General features: G+C 60.1%; 13 protein-coding genes. 2 read left to right on the top strand and 11 right to left on the bottom strand.

Annotated features, from left to right (window positions below):
- Positions 1–115: 115 nt before the first annotated feature.
- From ACVWSC_RS00845 to ACVWSC_RS00810, 8 genes are all read right to left on the bottom strand, one after another.
- Positions 116–2,458 (bottom strand): TonB-dependent receptor, encoded by a 2,343-nt coding sequence (locus ACVWSC_RS00845; RefSeq protein WP_442111353.1) that lies wholly within the window; start codon positions 2,456–2,458, stop codon positions 116–118.
- Between the two features lie 261 nt (positions 2,459–2,719).
- Positions 2,720–3,709 (bottom strand): sulfate/molybdate ABC transporter ATP-binding protein, encoded by a 990-nt coding sequence (locus ACVWSC_RS00840; protein ID WP_442111351.1) that lies wholly within the window; start codon positions 3,707–3,709, stop codon positions 2,720–2,722.
- 3 nt (positions 3,710–3,712) lie between these two features.
- Complete coding sequence (gene cysW / locus ACVWSC_RS00835) at positions 3,713–4,585, bottom strand: sulfate ABC transporter permease subunit CysW (protein ID WP_442111349.1); 873 nt, start codon at positions 4,583–4,585, stop codon at positions 3,713–3,715.
- A 14-nt stretch (positions 4,586–4,599) separates the two neighbouring features.
- Positions 4,600–5,418, bottom strand: a complete 819-nt coding sequence (gene cysT / locus ACVWSC_RS00830) for a sulfate ABC transporter permease subunit CysT (RefSeq protein ID WP_133216366.1) — start codon at positions 5,416–5,418, stop codon at positions 4,600–4,602.
- 87 nt (positions 5,419–5,505) lie between these two features.
- On the bottom strand, positions 5,506–6,513 hold the full coding sequence (locus tag ACVWSC_RS00825) for a sulfate ABC transporter substrate-binding protein (RefSeq protein WP_442111347.1): 1,008 nt from the start codon (positions 6,511–6,513) through the stop codon (positions 5,506–5,508).
- Positions 6,514–6,590: 77 nt separating this feature from the next.
- On the bottom strand, positions 6,591–6,773 hold the full coding sequence (oscA, locus tag ACVWSC_RS00820; RefSeq protein WP_442111345.1) for a sulfur starvation response protein OscA: 183 nt from the start codon (positions 6,771–6,773) through the stop codon (positions 6,591–6,593).
- Between the two features lie 225 nt (positions 6,774–6,998).
- A complete protein-coding gene (gene dibA / locus ACVWSC_RS00815; protein ID WP_442114238.1) occupies positions 6,999–8,858 on the bottom strand; it encodes a phosphodiesterase DibA in 1,860 nt (619 codons plus the stop codon).
- 33 nt (positions 8,859–8,891) lie between these two features.
- Positions 8,892–9,854, bottom strand: a complete 963-nt coding sequence (locus ACVWSC_RS00810) for an IS30-like element ISPsme1 family transposase (protein WP_442107591.1) — start codon at positions 9,852–9,854, stop codon at positions 8,892–8,894.
- 253 nt (positions 9,855–10,107) lie between these two features.
- Here ACVWSC_RS00810 and desA point away from each other — a divergent pair, with 253 nt between their 5' ends.
- Both desA and ACVWSC_RS00800 read left to right on the top strand, forming a co-directional pair.
- Positions 10,108–11,292: a delta-9 fatty acid desaturase DesA gene (gene desA / locus ACVWSC_RS00805; RefSeq protein ID WP_442111343.1), complete on the top strand. Its 1,185-nt coding sequence runs from the start codon at positions 10,108–10,110 to the stop codon at positions 11,290–11,292.
- A 135-nt stretch (positions 11,293–11,427) separates the two neighbouring features.
- Positions 11,428–12,417: a GGDEF domain-containing protein gene (locus ACVWSC_RS00800; RefSeq protein ID WP_442111341.1), complete on the top strand. Its 990-nt coding sequence runs from the start codon at positions 11,428–11,430 to the stop codon at positions 12,415–12,417.
- 69 nt (positions 12,418–12,486) lie between these two features.
- Here the strand turns inward: ACVWSC_RS00800 and ACVWSC_RS00795 are convergent, their stop codons facing one another.
- The 3 genes from ACVWSC_RS00795 to gabD form a co-directional block, all read right to left on the bottom strand.
- Positions 12,487–13,695 (bottom strand): HDOD domain-containing protein, encoded by a 1,209-nt coding sequence (locus ACVWSC_RS00795; RefSeq protein ID WP_442111339.1) that lies wholly within the window; start codon positions 13,693–13,695, stop codon positions 12,487–12,489.
- Positions 13,696–13,835: 140 nt separating this feature from the next.
- Positions 13,836–15,116, bottom strand: coding sequence for a 4-aminobutyrate--2-oxoglutarate transaminase (gene gabT, locus ACVWSC_RS00790; RefSeq protein ID WP_133216359.1), 1,281 nt, complete (start codon positions 15,114–15,116; stop codon positions 13,836–13,838).
- A 183-nt stretch (positions 15,117–15,299) separates the two neighbouring features.
- Positions 15,300–16,742, bottom strand: a complete 1,443-nt coding sequence (gene gabD, locus ACVWSC_RS00785) for an NADP-dependent succinate-semialdehyde dehydrogenase (RefSeq protein WP_133216358.1) — start codon at positions 16,740–16,742, stop codon at positions 15,300–15,302.
- Positions 16,743–16,852: the final 110 nt, after the last annotated feature.

Below are 16,852 nucleotides of genomic sequence, written 5' to 3'. Positions count from 1 at the left end.
TATAAAACCGGCGTTTTCCTCAAAGCCCCGTGGTTCGAGGCCTGCAGACAGGTGTTGGAAAAGCCATGCCTGCCGCGCATTGAAAGTATTCAAGGCAGGCATGGAGAAACCGCCTTCAGAAGTCGTAACGACCAGTCAGCCCGAGGGTTCGCGGGGTGCCCGCCAGCCCTTCATAGCCACCGTTGGCTGCGCTCCAGAGGGTGGTGTAGTAGGTTTTGTCGAAGGCGTTTTTCAGCCACAGCGAGACATCCCACTGCCCTTGGCCGAGATCGCCGCGCAGGCCTGTGGACAGGTTGACCACGGCGTAGCTGGGGATCTGCGCGAAGTCGGAGTCTTCGACGGTACCGACGGCTTTGGAGCGGAAGGCGTAGCTGGCGGTGACATACGGCTGCAGGCCGTTGTCCAGGTCCCATTGGTACTGGCCGTTGGCATTGGCGATCCACTTCGAGGCGCCGACCACCTGATGGCCAGTGAGATCGCAGGAGGCCGGTGCACCGGGGCGCAGGGCGACTTCCGGCGCGCAAGGGGCATCTTTGTAGGACAGGTAGCGCACATCGTTGTACGAGCCATTGAGGTTCAAGGTCAGGCCACGCACCGGCACCAGCGTGCTCTCCACTTCTACCCCGCGTGAACGCACGGAACCGGCGTTGGTCAGGTACTGCACGCGGTTGGCTTCGTCATAGGCGTTGGTCTGGTAGCCGTGCACCTCGGTCCAGAACAGGTTGGCGTTGAGCTGCAGGCGGCGGTCCCAGAGCGTGCTTTTCAAGCCCAGCTCAGCGTTGTTGGCGCGCTCGGTACCTACCAGCAGCGAATCGGCACCGGCCACCGGTGCAGTTGCCACGGCCAGGTTGACCCCGCCGGACTTCTCCCCGTGGGACACGGTGGCGTAGCCCAGCAGGTCATCGGTAAAGTGATAACTCAGGTTGAGCAGGCCCGAAGGACTGAAGGTGTACTGGTTGAGGTCGCCCGAGTCGTAAGCGCCGGTACGCCCCTGGCGAACAGCGGCGGCGGCCCCGGTGACGTCAGCCCCACCCACAGGCGCGTCGCGGTTTACCCAGGCACTTTTTTCTTCATAGGTGCCGCGTATACCGGCGGTAAAGTCCAGGCGCTCGCTCAGGTGCCAGGTGCCTTGGCCGAACAGGGCAAAGCTGTCGGTTTCGATGTGGCCTTTGCCCAAGGTAGTGACGTTGGCCAGGGCGCCCGCGGGCGTACCGTTCCAGATATCGGCCTGGGGGCCGTAGTACACGAAGGATTTGTTATCCAGGTCGGAGCCGAAGTAATAGGCACCCAACACATAGTCGAAGAAGCCACCGGTGGGTGAGGCCAGGCGAAACTCCTGCGAGTACTGCTTATCGCGCACCGAAACCCCGGAGTTGTACGCCGCAGGCACGTTCAGGCCCTCATCGTTGCGCGGGGTGAAATCCCACCAGCGGTAGGCGGTGACCGAGGTCAGGGTGAAATCGTTGTCCAGGGTCCAGTTGGCCTCCAGCGAGGTGCCGCCCTGGAACACCGTTACCTGCTGGTCGGTGTCGAGGTTGACCTTGCGCTTGTCGCCATCGATCAGCGTGGCACCCGCGGCCTTGGCGCGTGCTTCGTAACGGTTGACGCCATTGATGGTCGGCCCGGTGCTGTACAGCAAGCGGGTCCCGGCGCTGGAGTCCTCTTCGTTGTAGTCGCCGATCCAGCGCAGGTTGAACTGCTCGTTGGGCTTGTACAGCAATTGCCCACGAAAGCCCTGGCGCGAACCGCCGTTGAGGGTATTGCCGTCAAATTCGTTCTTGATGTCACCGTCGCTACGGGTGCGGTAGGCGGAAATACGCCCGGCCAGGGTTTCGTTCAACGGGCCAGACAAGGTGCCCTTGGTCTGGAAGTAACCGTCTTCGCCCACCGAGGTCTCGATGCTGCGCTCCGGGGTAAAGCTCGGCGCCCGGGTGCTGATGTTGATCACCCCGGCGGTGGTGTTCTTGCCGAACAAGGTGCCTTGCGGGCCGCGCAAGACTTCCAGTTGTTCGATGTCCATCAGATCGAATACTGCCATGCCTGGGCGGCCGAGGTAGACGTTGTCCAGATACAGGCCAACGCTGCCTTCCAGGCCATCACTGGCCGGGTTGTTGCCCAGACCGCGAATCGACACGCTGGACTGGCGCGCATGCATGTACGCCACGTTGACACTGGGCACCAGTTGCTGCAGGTCCTGGATGCGATACACCCGCTGGGTTTCCAGGGTCTGGCCATCGAGCACGCTGATCGGGGTCGGCACGTCCTGGGCACTCTCCTCACGGCGTCGTGCCGTCACCGTCACGGTTTTAAGCTGGCTCTCGCTGGCTTTCACCGCCGCTTGTTGCGGCTCGGCAGCCTGCACCGGCAACCACTGCGCACTGCCAGCCAGCAGCATGGCCAGAGGCAGGCGCTTGAGCCGTCGTGAAGAGAGAGGGGCAACGCGAAGGGTCGGACTCATGAGCGGCTCCTGATCAGGAATACATATTCCTGCTAGTTATTTATTTATCTTTTGAAAGATATTTAGCGAATAAGTAACTGCATTTATAAGGAGTGCGGCAGAGCTAGAGCAAATGCATTTGCCCGATACTTTTAATGAGAAAAAAGCATATGTGTGTGCAGGGAGGGAGGTGCTGGAGGGGTAAACGCATCGCGGGGCAAGCCCGCTCCCACCGGTGGTATATAAACCAGGTGGGAGCGGGCTTGCCCCGCGATCAGTGCATCAGATGTTGGCGACTTTCTGCCAAACCTTAGGTTTGAAGAACAGGGTTTCACCCCGCGCCAGGCCGCTCAGGCTGTCGTGGTCCTTGACCACCTCAGCCTCGATCAGCTCGCTTTGCCCTTCTACCTTCAGGGTCACCCGCGTAGTCGCTCCCAGTGGCCGGATGTCACGCACTTCCGCAGCATGGTGGCCTTCCACTTCATGACGCGACAACGACACTTCGTGCGGACGGAACAGCACGTGATGATCTTCGCTCAAGTGTAGGCGGTTGGAGTCGCCGAGGAAGTGGTAAACGAAATCACTGGCCGGGTTCTCGTAAACCTCGCCCGGCGAACCGATCTGCTCGATCACGCCCTTGTTCATCACCACAATGCGGTCAGCGACTTCCATCGCCTCTTCCTGGTCGTGGGTCACGAATACCGAGGTCAGGTTGATGTCTTCGTGCAGGCGCGCCAGCCAGCGGCGCAGCTCTTTACGCACCTTGGCATCCAATGCTCCAAACGGCTCATCGAGCAGCAGCACCTTGGGCTCCACTGCCAGGGCACGAGCCAGGGCGATACGCTGGCGCTGACCACCAGACAGCTGCTCCGGGTAGCGATCGCTGAGCCAGTCGAGCTGCACCATGTTCAGCAGCTCGTGGACTTTCTCGGCAATTTTGCTTTCGCTCGGGCGCTCGCCCTTGGGCTTCATGCGCAAGCCGAAGGCGACGTTGTCGAACACGCTCATGTGGCGGAACAGCGCGTAGTGCTGGAACACGAAACCGACGTTGCGATCACGCACATCGTGACCCGACACATCTTCGCCGTGGAACACGATGCTGCCCTGATCTGGGGTCTCCAGGCCGGCAATAATCCGCAACAGGGTGGTTTTGCCGCAGCCGGACGGACCCAACAGTGCGACCAGCTCACCGCTGTGGATATCCAGGTTGATGCTGTCCAGGGCCTGGAAAGCGTTGAAGCGCTTGCTGACATTACGAACTTCGATCGACATGAATTATTCCTCCGCGGCGCTGTGGCGCAGGCGGTTAATGCGAGACTCGCTCCACTGCTTGAGCAGCAGGATGAAGAGCGCCAGGATCAGCAACAGGCTGGCCACACTGAAGGCCGCGACGTGGTTGTATTCGTTGTAGAGGATCTCGACGTGCAACGGCAAGGTGTTGGTCACCCCGCGAATATGCCCGGAAACCACCGACACCGCACCAAACTCACCCATCGCCCGCGCCGTACACAGCACCACGCCGTAGATCAGGCCCCATTTGATGTTGGGCAGTGTCACGTGCCAGAACATCTGCCAGCCGTTGGCGCCGAGCAAGCGCGCCGCCTCCTCTTCCTGAGTGCCCTGCTCTTGCATCAGCGGGATCAGTTCGCGGGCCACAAAGGGCACGGTGACGAAGATGGTCGCCAGCACAATCCCCGGCAAGGCGAAGACGATCTGGATATCGTGATCCTGCAGCCACGGGCCGAACAGCCCCTGGGCACCGAACATCAAGACATAGACCAGACCGGCAATCACTGGCGACACCGAGAACGGCAAGTCGATCAGCGTCACCAGAATACTTTTGCCGCGGAAGTTGTACTTGCTCACACACCAGGCTGCGCTGACACCAAACACCAGGTTCAGCGGCACCGAGATGGCCACGGCAACCAGGGTCAGCTTCAGGGCCGACAGGGCATCGGGCTCGAAGATCGCCTCAAAGAAAGTGCCCAGGCCCATTTTCAGGCCCTGAGACACCACGATGACCAGCGGCAACAACAGAAACAAGGCAAAGATCAGCCAGGCAAGGCTGATCAGAATTCGCCGTGAAGTAGCACTGCCGCGGCGGGCAGCGTTGGCCGAAGCGGCCGCACCAATAGACGTTGCAGACATGGTTTTGGCCTCCTTCAAGGGGTTTCAATGCGCCGCTGCAGCAGGTTGATCAGCAGCAACAGGATGAAGGAAACCACCAGCATCAACACGCCGATGGCAGTAGCGCCGGTGTAGTCGTATTGGTCGAGCTTGACCATGATCAGCAGCGGCAGGATCTCGGTTTTCATCGGCATGTTACCGGCGATGAAAATCACCGAACCGTACTCGCCCACCCCCCGAGCGAAGGCCAGGGCAAAACCGGTCAGCCAGGCCGGCAACAGGGCTGGCAACAGCACATAGCGGAACACCTGCAGCGGCTTGGCGCCCAGGCAGGCGGCGGCTTCTTCGACTTCCCGGGGGATGTCGGCCAGTACCGGCTGCACGGTCCGCACCACAAAGGGCAGCGTCACGAAGGTCAACGCCAGGGTAATACCCAGGGGGGTGTAGGCGATCTTGAAGCCCAGATCGGTTGCGAACTGCCCGACCAGACCCGCTGGCGCATACAACGCCGTCAGGGCGATACCCGCTACCGCGGTAGGCAGGGCGAACGGCAGGTCGATCATCGCCTCGATGATCTTGCGCCCCGGGAAGGTGTAGCGCACCAGCACCCAGGCCAGCAGTGTGCCGATGATACCGTTGATGATGGCGGCGAAAAGGGCAGTACCGAAGCTCAGTTTCAATGCGGCGAGGACACGCGGCGCACTGACAATGGCCCAGAACTGCTCCCAGGTGAGCTGGGAGGCATGTATGAACATGGCCGCCAGCGGTATGAGCACAATCAGACTGAGGTACACCAAGGTGTAGCCCAGCGTCAGCCCGAAGCCGGGTATGACGGGGGAGATACGACGTGACATAAAGGTCCCTGGTTGAACGCACGAAGCCCGGGACAAATCCCGGGCCCATGCTGGCTACTGAACGGCGATTATCCTGACGGCTGCAAATTACTGAGCCGTGTAGATCTGGTCGAACACACCACCATCGTTAAAGAACTTGGGCTGCGCAGTCTTCCAGCCACCGAAGTCTTTGTCGATAGTTACCAGGTCCAGTTTCGGGAACTGTTTGGCGTATTCGGCGGCCACTTTCTCATCACGTGGACGGTAGAAGTTCTCTGCCGCGATCTTCTGCCCGGCTGGGCTGTACAGGTACTTGAGGTATTCCTCGGCGATTTTCTCGTTGCCTTTCTTTTGCGCATTCTTGTCGACCACGGCCACTGGCGGCTCGGCGAGAATCGACAGCGACGGCACAACGATGTCGAATTTGTCGGCACCACCCTCTTCCTTGAGGGCCAGGAAGGCTTCGTTTTCCCAGGCCAGCAACACGTCACCCTGACCGTTGTTGACGAAGGTAATGGTCGAGCCACGGGCACCGGTATCCAGCACCGGTACACGCTTGAACAGTTCCTTCACGTACTCCTGGGCCTTGGCTTCACTGCCACCGGTTTTCAGGCCATAGGCCCAGGCGGCGAGGAAGTTCCAGCGCGCACCGCCGGAGGTTTTCGGGTTCGGGGTAATTACCGATACGTCATTTTTGACCAGATCGCCCCAGTCCTTGATGCCTTTGGGGTTGCCTTTGCGCACCAGGAACACGATGGTCGAGGTGTACGGCGTGCTGGCGTCCGGCAGGCGGGCCTGCCAGTTGTCCGGCAGGGTTTTGCCGAGCTTGGCCACTTCGTCGATGTCACCGGCCAGGGCCAGGGTCACCACGTCGGCGCGCAGACCGTCGATCACCGCCCGGGCCTGCTTGCCCGAGCCACCGTGGGACTGCTGGATCTTCACCTTGTCGTCCGGGTGAGCCTGCTGCCAGTGTTTGATGAACTCGGCGTTGTATTGCTGGTACAGCTCGCGGGTCGGATCGTAGGACACGTTCAACAACTCGTAGTCCTTGGCGATGGCGGAACCGGCAAAAACGGCGCTGGCGAGTGCTGCCAGGGCATAACGGCGGATGGACATGGTGAAGCTCCCGATTGGCTATTTTTTTCTAATTCGGTGGCGTATTCATCGCGGGGCAAGCCCGCTCCAACAGAGGGTCAGGCGGGCTTGTGGCCTGGGTTCTGCAGGCGGAACTTTTCCTTGCGTTCGATCTGCACAACCTGAGCGTTGTGCACGGTGATCTCCACCGCGCCAAAACGCAGGTCGCGCAAGGCGCTCTGGATTTCGCGCAGAATGGTTGCTTCGTCCTGACCGTCAACGCTACGCAGAGATGCGCTCATGCTCGTGCTCCTGTGAATAAAAGGTGCCGTGCAGTTGCGCGAAGGGGAAAGACTGCACCTGGCTTGAGAGCAATCTTAGGGGGGCTTGAATATTCTTAAAAATACTATTTAAGAATTTTTATATAACCAAAACCTACTACTGTGGGAGCGGGCTTGCCCCGCGATAGCGGTGTACCTGACAAACCGCTATCGCGGGGCAAGCCCGCTCCTACCGTTGTGTGGTGATCAGCCCAGCTGATGCACCGGAACCGGCCGCCCGAACCAGTAGCCCTGACCCAGCTGGCAGCCATGTTCGAGCAAGAACCGCGCTTGCTCCGCCTGCTCGATGCCTTCGGCAAGTACCTGCATGCCCATGCTGTTGCCCAGGGCGATGATCACCCGAACAATCGCCACATCGTCTTCGTCCCACGGCAAACCGGCGACAAAACCCTGGTCGATCTTGAGTTTCTGCACCGGCAAACGCTTGAGTCGCAGCAGCGACGAATAGCCCGTCCCAAAGTCATCGATGGCCAGGCGTAGCCCCAGCTCACGCAAACGGTGCAGCTGTTCCAGGGCGATTTCCGGGTCGTCCATCACCGCACTTTCGGTCACTTCCAGCTCCAGCATCGCCGGGTCCAGCCCGGTGTCGTGCAGCACCTTGGCAACCTTCTGGAACAACTCACGATGGCCAAACAGGCGGCTGGAGATGTTCACCGCCACGTACTGCAACGACCGCCCTTCAGCCTGCCACTGCACCATCTGCGCGCAGGCCTGATGCAACACCCAGCTATCGATATCGGCAATCAGCCCGGTGCGCTCGGCAATTGGAATGAACTCACCCGGCGGCACCAGCCCGCGCTCCGGATGCTGCCAGCGCACCAAGGCTTCGACACCGATCATGGTGCCGTTGCTGAGGTCGTGTACCGGCTGGTAGTAAACCCGCAATTCTTCCTGCTCCAACGCCCGACGCAACTCAGCCGCCGTTTCAACCCGCTGCTGGGCGTGTGCCGTCATTTCTTCGGTATACAGGGCGTAGACCGCGCGCCCTGAAGCCTTGGCCGTGAACAACGCAGAGTCGGCATTGCGCAGCAACTGCTCAGCACTGAGGGCATCGCTGGGGAACAGGCTGATGCCAATGCTGACACCCACGAACAAGCGCTGGTTATCGATCTCGAAGGGCTGCTTCATGGCGTCGATAATGTTTTGCGCCAGCGCCGCAGCGTGGCCGACTTGCGGGCATTGCTCGGTCAACACGGCAAATTCGTCGCCACCCAGCCGCGCCAGGGTCATGCCATTGTCCAGCAAATCCTTGAGGCGCTCGCCCACCGCCTTGAGCAATTGGTCACCAACATTGTGGCCAAGGCCATCGTTGATGCTCTGGAAGTGATCCAGGTCCAGCAGCAACAAGGCACAACCACGCTTGTTGGCCTGAGCGGCGGCCAGCGCCTGCTCGGCGCGGTCGTTGAACAGCAGACGGTTGGGCAGGTCGGTGAGCGGGTCATGATGGGCCAGGTAGGCCAGCTCGCGCTCGGTGTGCTTGATCACGCTGATGTCGCTGAACACCGCGACATAGTGACTGACCTCACCGCTGTCATCGCGGATCGAGCAAATGGTCTGCCATTGCGGGTACACCTCGCCGCTTTTGCGCCGGTTCCAGATCTCACCGCTCCACTCACCCTTCTCGTCCAGGGCCGCGTAGATCTGCTGATAGAACTCAGGGCCATGGCGCCCGGACTTGAACTTGTTCGGTCGCTGGCCGATGACTTCATCCTGCTCGTAGCCGGTGATGCGCATGAACGCCCGGTTCACATGCACGATCACACCGTCCCGATCGGTTACCAGCACGCCTTCGAGGGTGCTGTCGAAAACCGCTGCGGCCATGCGCAGGCGTTCGCGGTCTTCGCGCCGCAGACGCGCGCCAACACCGATGAAATTCAACAAACGCGCGCGGGAAGTGAAAATCAGCATGGCGCTGCACAGCACCCAGACATAGGCACTGAGCAATTGCCAACGCGCCAGCTGCTGGGGATTATCGAAAAGGCTGCTCAATATTTGATCAGAGAGTGCCAGCCACAGCACAGACAAAACCAGGTACAGCGCAGCCATGCGCATGGCGTCTCGGATTGAAGCAGCCTGAATTCAACACATAAGTGCAACGCTCGCCCCTGCATAAACTTCGTACGGCGTCTTCCAGCCCAGGCGTTTTCGCGGGCGTAAATTGATCTTCGTTACCACGCGACTGACCGCCTCGACGGTCAGCTTGCTGAAGTCGCCGCCCTTGGGAAAATACTGCCGGAGCAGGCCGTTGGTATTTTCATTAGTGCCTCGCTGCCAGGATGAATAGGGTTCTGCAAAAAAGACTTGGCACTGGCTCCGATGCGCAATGCGTTCATGCCCGGCAAACTCCTTCCCGTTATCCAGCGTCAGCGTGTGAACAGCATGCCCCTTGAGCAACAGATTGATCGCCCGCGTTACCTGCCGGCGCGTCCTGCGCTTGACCGGATAGGCGCTCAGGTAGCCGCTTTTACGATCAACCAGCGTGACCAGATTGCCGCCTACGCCATGCACCGTGTCACCCTCCCAATCACCTAGACGCTCGCGGGCTTCGACCTCAGCAGGGCGCTCGGTTATCGATACGCGATTACGCAACTGTCCGCGCCGGTCGTGGCTTCCGTAGCGTTTTCGGTACAGCTTCCTGCGGTGCCGCAAATACTTGTATAACTCGCCACCTGCGTGTTTGTCGGTGGCGATAAACCGATAAATCCACTCGTGACTGACCGCGCGCTCCGGCTGCTCTTGCTTCAGGCGCTGAGCAATCTGCTCCGGGCTCATACCGTGTTTTAGCCAGAGCGGCAGATAATGGCTGAACCACGTTAATGGCTTGCAGTGCTTGCGCGCCTGCGCTCGACGGGCATCACTTTCATGGGTCGCAGCAACCGCTTTGTAGGTCTTCTGGGAGCTGTTGCGGCGAACCTCACGACTGATCGTCGAGGGATGTACGCCAACCTGTTTCGCGATGCTTGCCTGGCTTTTTCCGGCGCTCAGACCGGCCTCAATCTGGTAACGTTGGCCCTGAGTCAGCTGCCGGTAATGCGTAGTCATCTGCGCTTGAATCCTTCGGTGTGAGAGCCTGGATTCTACCGGTGGCTGACTCTCTGCCTATCGTTTCAAACGTTGCACTTATTCTATGAATTCAGGCAGACATAAGCTACAGACAAGCCCACAAAAAATATTGGGGGATTATAGGGTAGAAATATCCCGTGACCTCCTATCTAAAAGGCCGACTGGTTTTATTTGTGTGTGTACAGGGATAATGCTGCCGCTGTTCCTTATGTTCTAGAGGGCCCTTTCGCCTATGTGGTACCAAGGTTTGCTGAACTTGTCGGCCTGGCAACTGCTGGCAGTTACCCTGGTCATGACTCACGTGACCATCGTCAGTGTCACGGTCTACCTGCACCGTTATTCCGCCCACCGCTCGCTGGAATTGAACGCCGGGCTCAAGCACTTTTTCCGTTTCTGGCTGTGGCTGACCACCGCGCAGAACACCCGCGAGTGGACGGCCATCCACCGCAAGCACCACGCCAAGTGCGAAACCGTCGACGACCCGCACAGCCCGGTCATCCTGGGCCTGTCCACCGTCCTGCGCAAAGGCGCCGAGCTGTACCGCGAAGAAGCGCAGAATCCGGAAACCCTGCGGATTTACGGCAAGAACTGCCCGGAAGACTGGATCGAGCGCAACCTCTACTCGCGCTACAAACTCGGCGGTATTGCCCTGATGGCGGTGATCGACCTGCTGCTGTTCGGCACCGCTGGCATCACCATCTGGGCCGTGCAGATGATGTGGATTCCGTTCTGGGCCGCTGGCGTCATCAATGGCCTTGGCCATGCCGTCGGCTATCGCAATTTCGAGTGCCGCGACGCTGCCACCAACCTCGTGCCGTGGGGCATCATCGTTGGCGGCGAAGAGCTGCATAACAACCATCACACCTACCCGAACTCGGCCAAGCTGTCGGTCAAGCGCTGGGAGTTCGACATGGGCTGGGCCTGGATCAAGCTGTTCTGCTTCCTGCGCCTGGCCAAGGTCCAGCGTGTTGCGCCTATCGCCCACCGGGTCGAAGGCAAAGGCCAGCTGGACATGGACACCGCCATGGCGATCCTCAACAACCGCTTCCAGATCATGGCCCAGTACCGCAAGCTGGTCATCGCGCCGCTGGTCAAACAGGAACTGGCACGCGTCGATGACTCGGTGCGCCATCAGTTCCGCCGCGCCAAACGCTTGTTGTCGCGGGAAACCAGCCTGCTTGAAGACCGCCATCACCTGCGTATTCAAACCATGCTGGAACACAGCCAGGCGCTGAAAACCATCTACGAAAAACGCCTGGCCCTGCAGCAAATCTGGTTGCGTACCAGCTCCAATGGCCACGACATGCTGGCGGCCATCAAAGAGTGGGTACATGAAGCCGAAGCCAGTGGCATCCAGTCGCTGCGCGACTTCGCCGCCCAGCTGAAAACCTACTCGCTGCGCCCCGCCCTGAACTGATGCCGTTGATCGGCGCGCTCTACCCCGGGGCGCGCCGCCTGGAACTTCACCGCCTATTCTTACTCTGACTGGCACAACGCCCGCGTGGCGGGCCGGGTCGTGGCCGCCCGCCTCTGTGTGAGAAGTTCCGCGCAAATGGTCAATAAGAAACCGACGTCCCCACCCTGTAATGAGCCACCGGAAGCGGCCCAAACCCTCCTCGCGCTGATGCACGCGCAAGGCGAAGTTGCACGCCTGAGCGAGCGTGAACAGCTGTTCAGCTCGTTGCTCGACAGCGTCAACGCCGTGCTCTGGGCGTTCGATTGGGAATCGCGCCAGGTGCTGTATGTCAGCCCCGCGTATGAGCGCATTTTTGGCCGCCCGGCTGGCCTGCTGCTGGCGGACTACAACGAGTGGCGCGACAGCATCTACCCCGACGACCTGGACTACGCCGAACGCAGCCTGGCTGAGGTGCTGGTCAAAGGTGCAGTAGAAGACCGCGAGTACCGCATCATCGATGCCGACGGCAAAGTGCGCTGGCTCAGCGACAAGTGCTTCATCAACCAACAGGCCGACAACAACCATCGGGTCATCGTGGTCGGCATGGCGGAAGACATCACCGAGAAGAAACGCCTCGAAGGTGAGTTACAACACCTGGCCACCACCGACGTTCTGACCCAGAGCAGCAACCGCCGACACTTCTTCGACTGCGCCCAGGAAGCGTTCGACAGCGCGCGGCGTGAGCAGACGCCGCTCGCCTTCTTGCTACTGGATATCGATGATTTCAAACAGATCAACGACACCTACGGGCACCAGGAAGGCGATTACGTTTTGCAGCGCATTGCTGACACCGGCAAAGCCGTACTGCGCCGTGGCGACCTGTTCGGGCGGATTGGCGGTGAAGAGTTCGCCGCCGTATTTCCGGGGTGTACACCGCAGATTGCCCAGCAGATTGCCGAACGCTTGCAGCGCGAGATTCAGCGCTTGGGATTCAGCCATGACGACCAGTCTTTCAGCGTCACCGTGAGCCAGGGGCTGACGGGCATTACCGAGGCGGATGAGGCGCTCGACAGCCTGTTTGCGCGCGCGGATGCGGCGATGTATCAGGCCAAGCGTCAAGGCAAGAATCAGATTGTGGTTGGCTGATCGGGCCTTATCGCGAGGCAAGCCCGCTCCTACAGACTGGTGGGAGCGGGCTTGCCCCGCGATGCGATCTCACCCCTTACGCAACTTACCCAACTCCGCCATCCCCACCTTGAGCAACCGCGCAGTGCGACTGTCAGCCAGCGCTTCGAGCCCCTGCTCAGCCGGCAAGCGCGCCAGTTGCCCGGCCAGGTTCATCACCAACGCTTCACGCGAATACACCCCGCCGCCCAACTGGTAGATCGCAGCAATCAGCTCGCGCAGTTCCAGCGGCAAACGCCAGCGCGTGCGCAGCGCCGAACCGAACGCCGCGCCAAACTCATTGAGCGACAACTCGACACTGTCCTCATCCAGTTCCCCACCGGACAACCGCCACTCCTGCAGGCAGCGCAGCAGCGCCAGATCTCCCAGACAATGCAGCAACCCGGCGCAGTAACAACGCTCCTGATCCAGTTCCAGCATGCGCGCCAGGGTGCGCGCATATTCGGCGGCATGCAGCGACAGTGTCCAGAAATGCTCGGCCCGTTGCGCCAGCAGCGGGTCACTGAGCTTGGCGCTGCGCTTGAGTGCCAAGCCCAGAATCAGGTTCATGCTTTGCGTGGTGCCCAGCTTGTTCAACGCCTGCAACAAGGTTTGCACCGCGCCGTCACGGTGCAGCGCCGCGCTGTTGGCAGCGGCAATCAACACCGCCGTAATCTGCGGGTCGTTGCGGATTTCTTCTTCCAGGGTTTTCAGGTTGAGCCCTTGCGGGTTCAGGCTGCGTTTAATGGCTTGCTGCACGTCAGCCAACAACGGACCACCATCGGCGGTGGCCCGACGCCCTTCAAGAAAACGCGACAAGGTCATACCCGGCTGCAGCGGTGGCACCGGGCAGGCGATCTGCTCACCGACCTTGACCAGCAACTCCTCCAGACGGTGGCGCAGGGAGTCCATGTTCAACGGTTTGCTCAAGTACGCCGTAGGCGCGTATGGCAACGCTTCACGCACACTGGCGCTGTCACTGCGGTTGCTCATCAGAATGAACGGCAGCACCGACTCGCGGCCTTTGGCCCGCACCTTGCGCAGCAAGTCCAGGCCATCACCGCCCGGCAACTCGCGAGCAGCAATGATCAAATCAGGTTGGCACGACAACGCCGCCAGTGCCTGCGAGCCATCGGCACACACCTGCACACGCGCGTCGCAACGCACGCTGAGCAGCATTTGACTGAGCATCTCCCGTACCCAGGGATCGCCCTCGGCAATCAACACGCAAGGTGCTGTAGGTGGGTTGGTAGTGCTCATACTTGCCTCTCCAATAATTCACGACACGCAATCCCGCGCACCTTCCAAGGTGTCTCCTTACTGGCAACCTTAGCCTTGTTGCCTTCCTGAAGTCGAAAAAAAACCCGCCGAAGCGGGTTTTTCTTCTAGTGCGTCACAGTTTACGCAAGTTCTGCGAAGCACTCTTCGATGATGGCCAGACCTTTGTCCAGTTGCTCATCAGGCGAGGTCAGCGGAACCAGGATACGCAGGACGTTGCCGTAGGTGCCGCACGACAGCAGGATCAGGCCCTTGTCGCGAGCCTTGGCCACAACCGACGCTACTGCTGCAGCGTTAGGGGTCAGGGAACCGGCTTTCTCGACGACTTCAACAGCGATCATCGAGCCCAGAGCACGCACTTCACCGATGATCGGGTGCTTGTCCTGGATCTTCTTCAGGCCAGCGACCAGACGCTCGCCAACAGCCTGGCTGCGCTCCAGCAGTTTCTCTTCTTCGAACACTTCCATTACAGCCAGGGCTGCGGCGCAAGCGATCGGGCTACCGGCGTAGGTGCCGCCCAGGCCGCCTGGTGCGATGGCGTCCATGTATTCAGCCTTGCCGCACACACCGGCCAGTGGGAAACCACCCGCGATGGATTTAGCGAAGGTGGTCAGGTCTGGGGCAACGCCCATCTGCTCCATGGCGAAGAAGGTGCCGGTACGGCCAGCGCCAGTCTGTACTTCGTCAGCGATCAGCAGAATGCCGTGCTGGTCGCACAGGGCGCGCAGACGCTGCATGAACTCTTTAGGAGCAACGTAGAAACCACCTTCGCCCTGTACTGGCTCGAGGATGATTGCCGCGATGTCACGGGCTTCAGCGTCGTTCTTGAAGATACGCTCGATCGAAGCGATCGAATCGTCAATGCTCACGCCGTGCAGTGCGTTCGGGTACAGCGCACGGAAGATACCGCCTGGCATCAGGCCCATGCCGGCCGAGTAAGGAACGACTTTACCGGTCAGACCCAGGGTCATCATGGTACGGCCGTGGTAAGCGCCGGTGAAGGCGATCACGCCAGCACGGCCGGTAGCGGCACGCGCGATCTTGATGGCGTTTTCAACAGCTTCGGAACCGGTGGTAACCAGCAGGGTTTTCTTGGCGAAGTCGCCTGGAACGCGAGCGTTGATCTTCTCGCAGACTTCTACGTACGGTTCGTACGCCAGCACCTGGAAGCAGGTGTGGGTCAGTTTGTGCAGTTGGGCTTCAACGGCAGCGATAACCTTTGGATGCACGTGACCGGTGTTCAGTACCGCGATACCGCCAGCGAAGTCGATGAACTCGCGGCCTTCAACGTCGGTAACGGTGGCGTTCTTTGCCGAGTCGGCGAAGATCGGGTGGATCTGGCCAACACCACGTGGAACGGCGGCGACACGGCGTTGCATCAAAGATTCGTTGGTCTTGCTCATAGTGTCCTCAATTCGCCACACACAAGGTGGCGCGATTCAAGTCAGGTGGCCGGTATTCAACTGCAGGCAGCATGCGTTGATCGACTGCTGCAGGGGCCCAGGCCACTGGGTGTACGGTGTAAAAAAGGCCAGCGAGACGTCGCTCTCGCGCCCCGCTGGCAGAGGTAAAGCCTTACGCTGCGATCAGATGCTGATGCACAGGTATTTGATTTCCAGGTAGTCCTCAATGCCGTACTTGGAACCTTCGCGGCCCAGGCCCGAGGCCTTGATACCGCCGAACGGCGAGACTTCGTTGGAGATCAGACCGGTGTTGATACCGACCATGCCGTACTCCAGCGCTTCAGCAACACGGAACACACGGCTCATGTCGCGGGCATAGAAGTACGAGGCCAGACCAAACTCGGTGTCGTTGGACATGGCAATCACTTCTGCCTCGTCCTTGAAACGGAACAGCGGAGCCAGTGGGCCGAAGGTTTCTTCCTTGGCCACTGCAGCGTTGTTCGGCACGTTGACCAGTACGGTCGGCTCGAAGAAGTTGCCTTCGATCAGCTTGCCGCCAGTCAGTACCTGAGCGCCTTTTTCAACAGCGTCAGCGATGTGTTCCTGAACCTTGGCGACCGCTTTGCCATCGATCAGCGGACCGGTGGTGGTGCCGTCTTCCAGGCCGTTACCGATTTTCAGCTTGGCAACAGCTGCCTTGAGCTTCTCGGCGAAGGCATCGTAAACGCCGTCTTGCACGTAGATACGGTTGGCGCAGACGCAGGTCTGGCCGTTGTTGCGGTACTTGGAGATGATCGCGCCTTCAACGGCCTTATCCAGGTCAGCGTCGTCGAACACGATGAACGGCGCGTTACCGCCCAGCTCCAGGGAAACCTTCTTGATGTCTTTGGCGCATTCGGCCATCAGCTGGCGACCGATTTCGGTCGAGCCGGTGAACGACAGCTTGCGCACGATCGGGTTGCCGGTCAGCTCGCTGCCGATGTCGCCAGCGCTACCGGTGACCACGCTCAGCACGCCAGCCGGGATACCGGCGCGGGTGGCCAGCTCAACCAGGGCCAGGGCCGAGTACGGGGTTTGCGAAGCAGGCTTGAGCACCATGGTGCAGCCAGCGGCCAGGGCCGGGCCGGCTTTACGGGTGATCATCGCCGCCGGGAAGTTCCACGGGGTGATGGCCGCGGTAACGCCGATAGGCTGCTTGATCACGATCAGGCGCTTGTCTGGCTGGTGGCCAGGAATAGTGTCGCCGTAAACGCGCTTGGCTTCTTCAGCGAACCACTCGATGAAGGAAGCAGCGTAAACGATCTCGCCCTTGGCTTCGGCCAGAGGCTTGCCTTGTTCGGTGGTCATCAGACGCGCCAGGTCGTCCTGATGCTCAATCATCAATTCGAACCAACGACGCAGCTTGCCCGCACGTTCTTTGGCGGTCAGCGCGCGCCAGGCTGGCAGCGCCTTGTCGGCGGCTTCGATAGCACGACGGGTTTCGGCAGCACCCATCTTCGGCACAGTGCCGATGATCTCGCCGGTGGCCGGGTTGTTGACCTTGATGGTCTGACCGTTGTCCGCGTCCAACCACACGCCATCAATGAAGGCTTGCTGGCGGAACAACTGGGCATCTTTAAGCTGCATGTCGGCTTCCTTAACGGCACCGTACAGACACGGCGCGAATTATTGATTGTAGAAAAAGGAGAGCGTTTGAAATCTCAAACGAATCCTAGGAGCTACGACAGAAAAGGACA

The sequence above is a fragment of the Pseudomonas sp. NUPR-002 genome (genome assembly GCF_056322725.1).
Note: the sequence above shows the minus strand (reverse complement) of the source record. Positions and strands in the feature narration are given on the sequence as shown.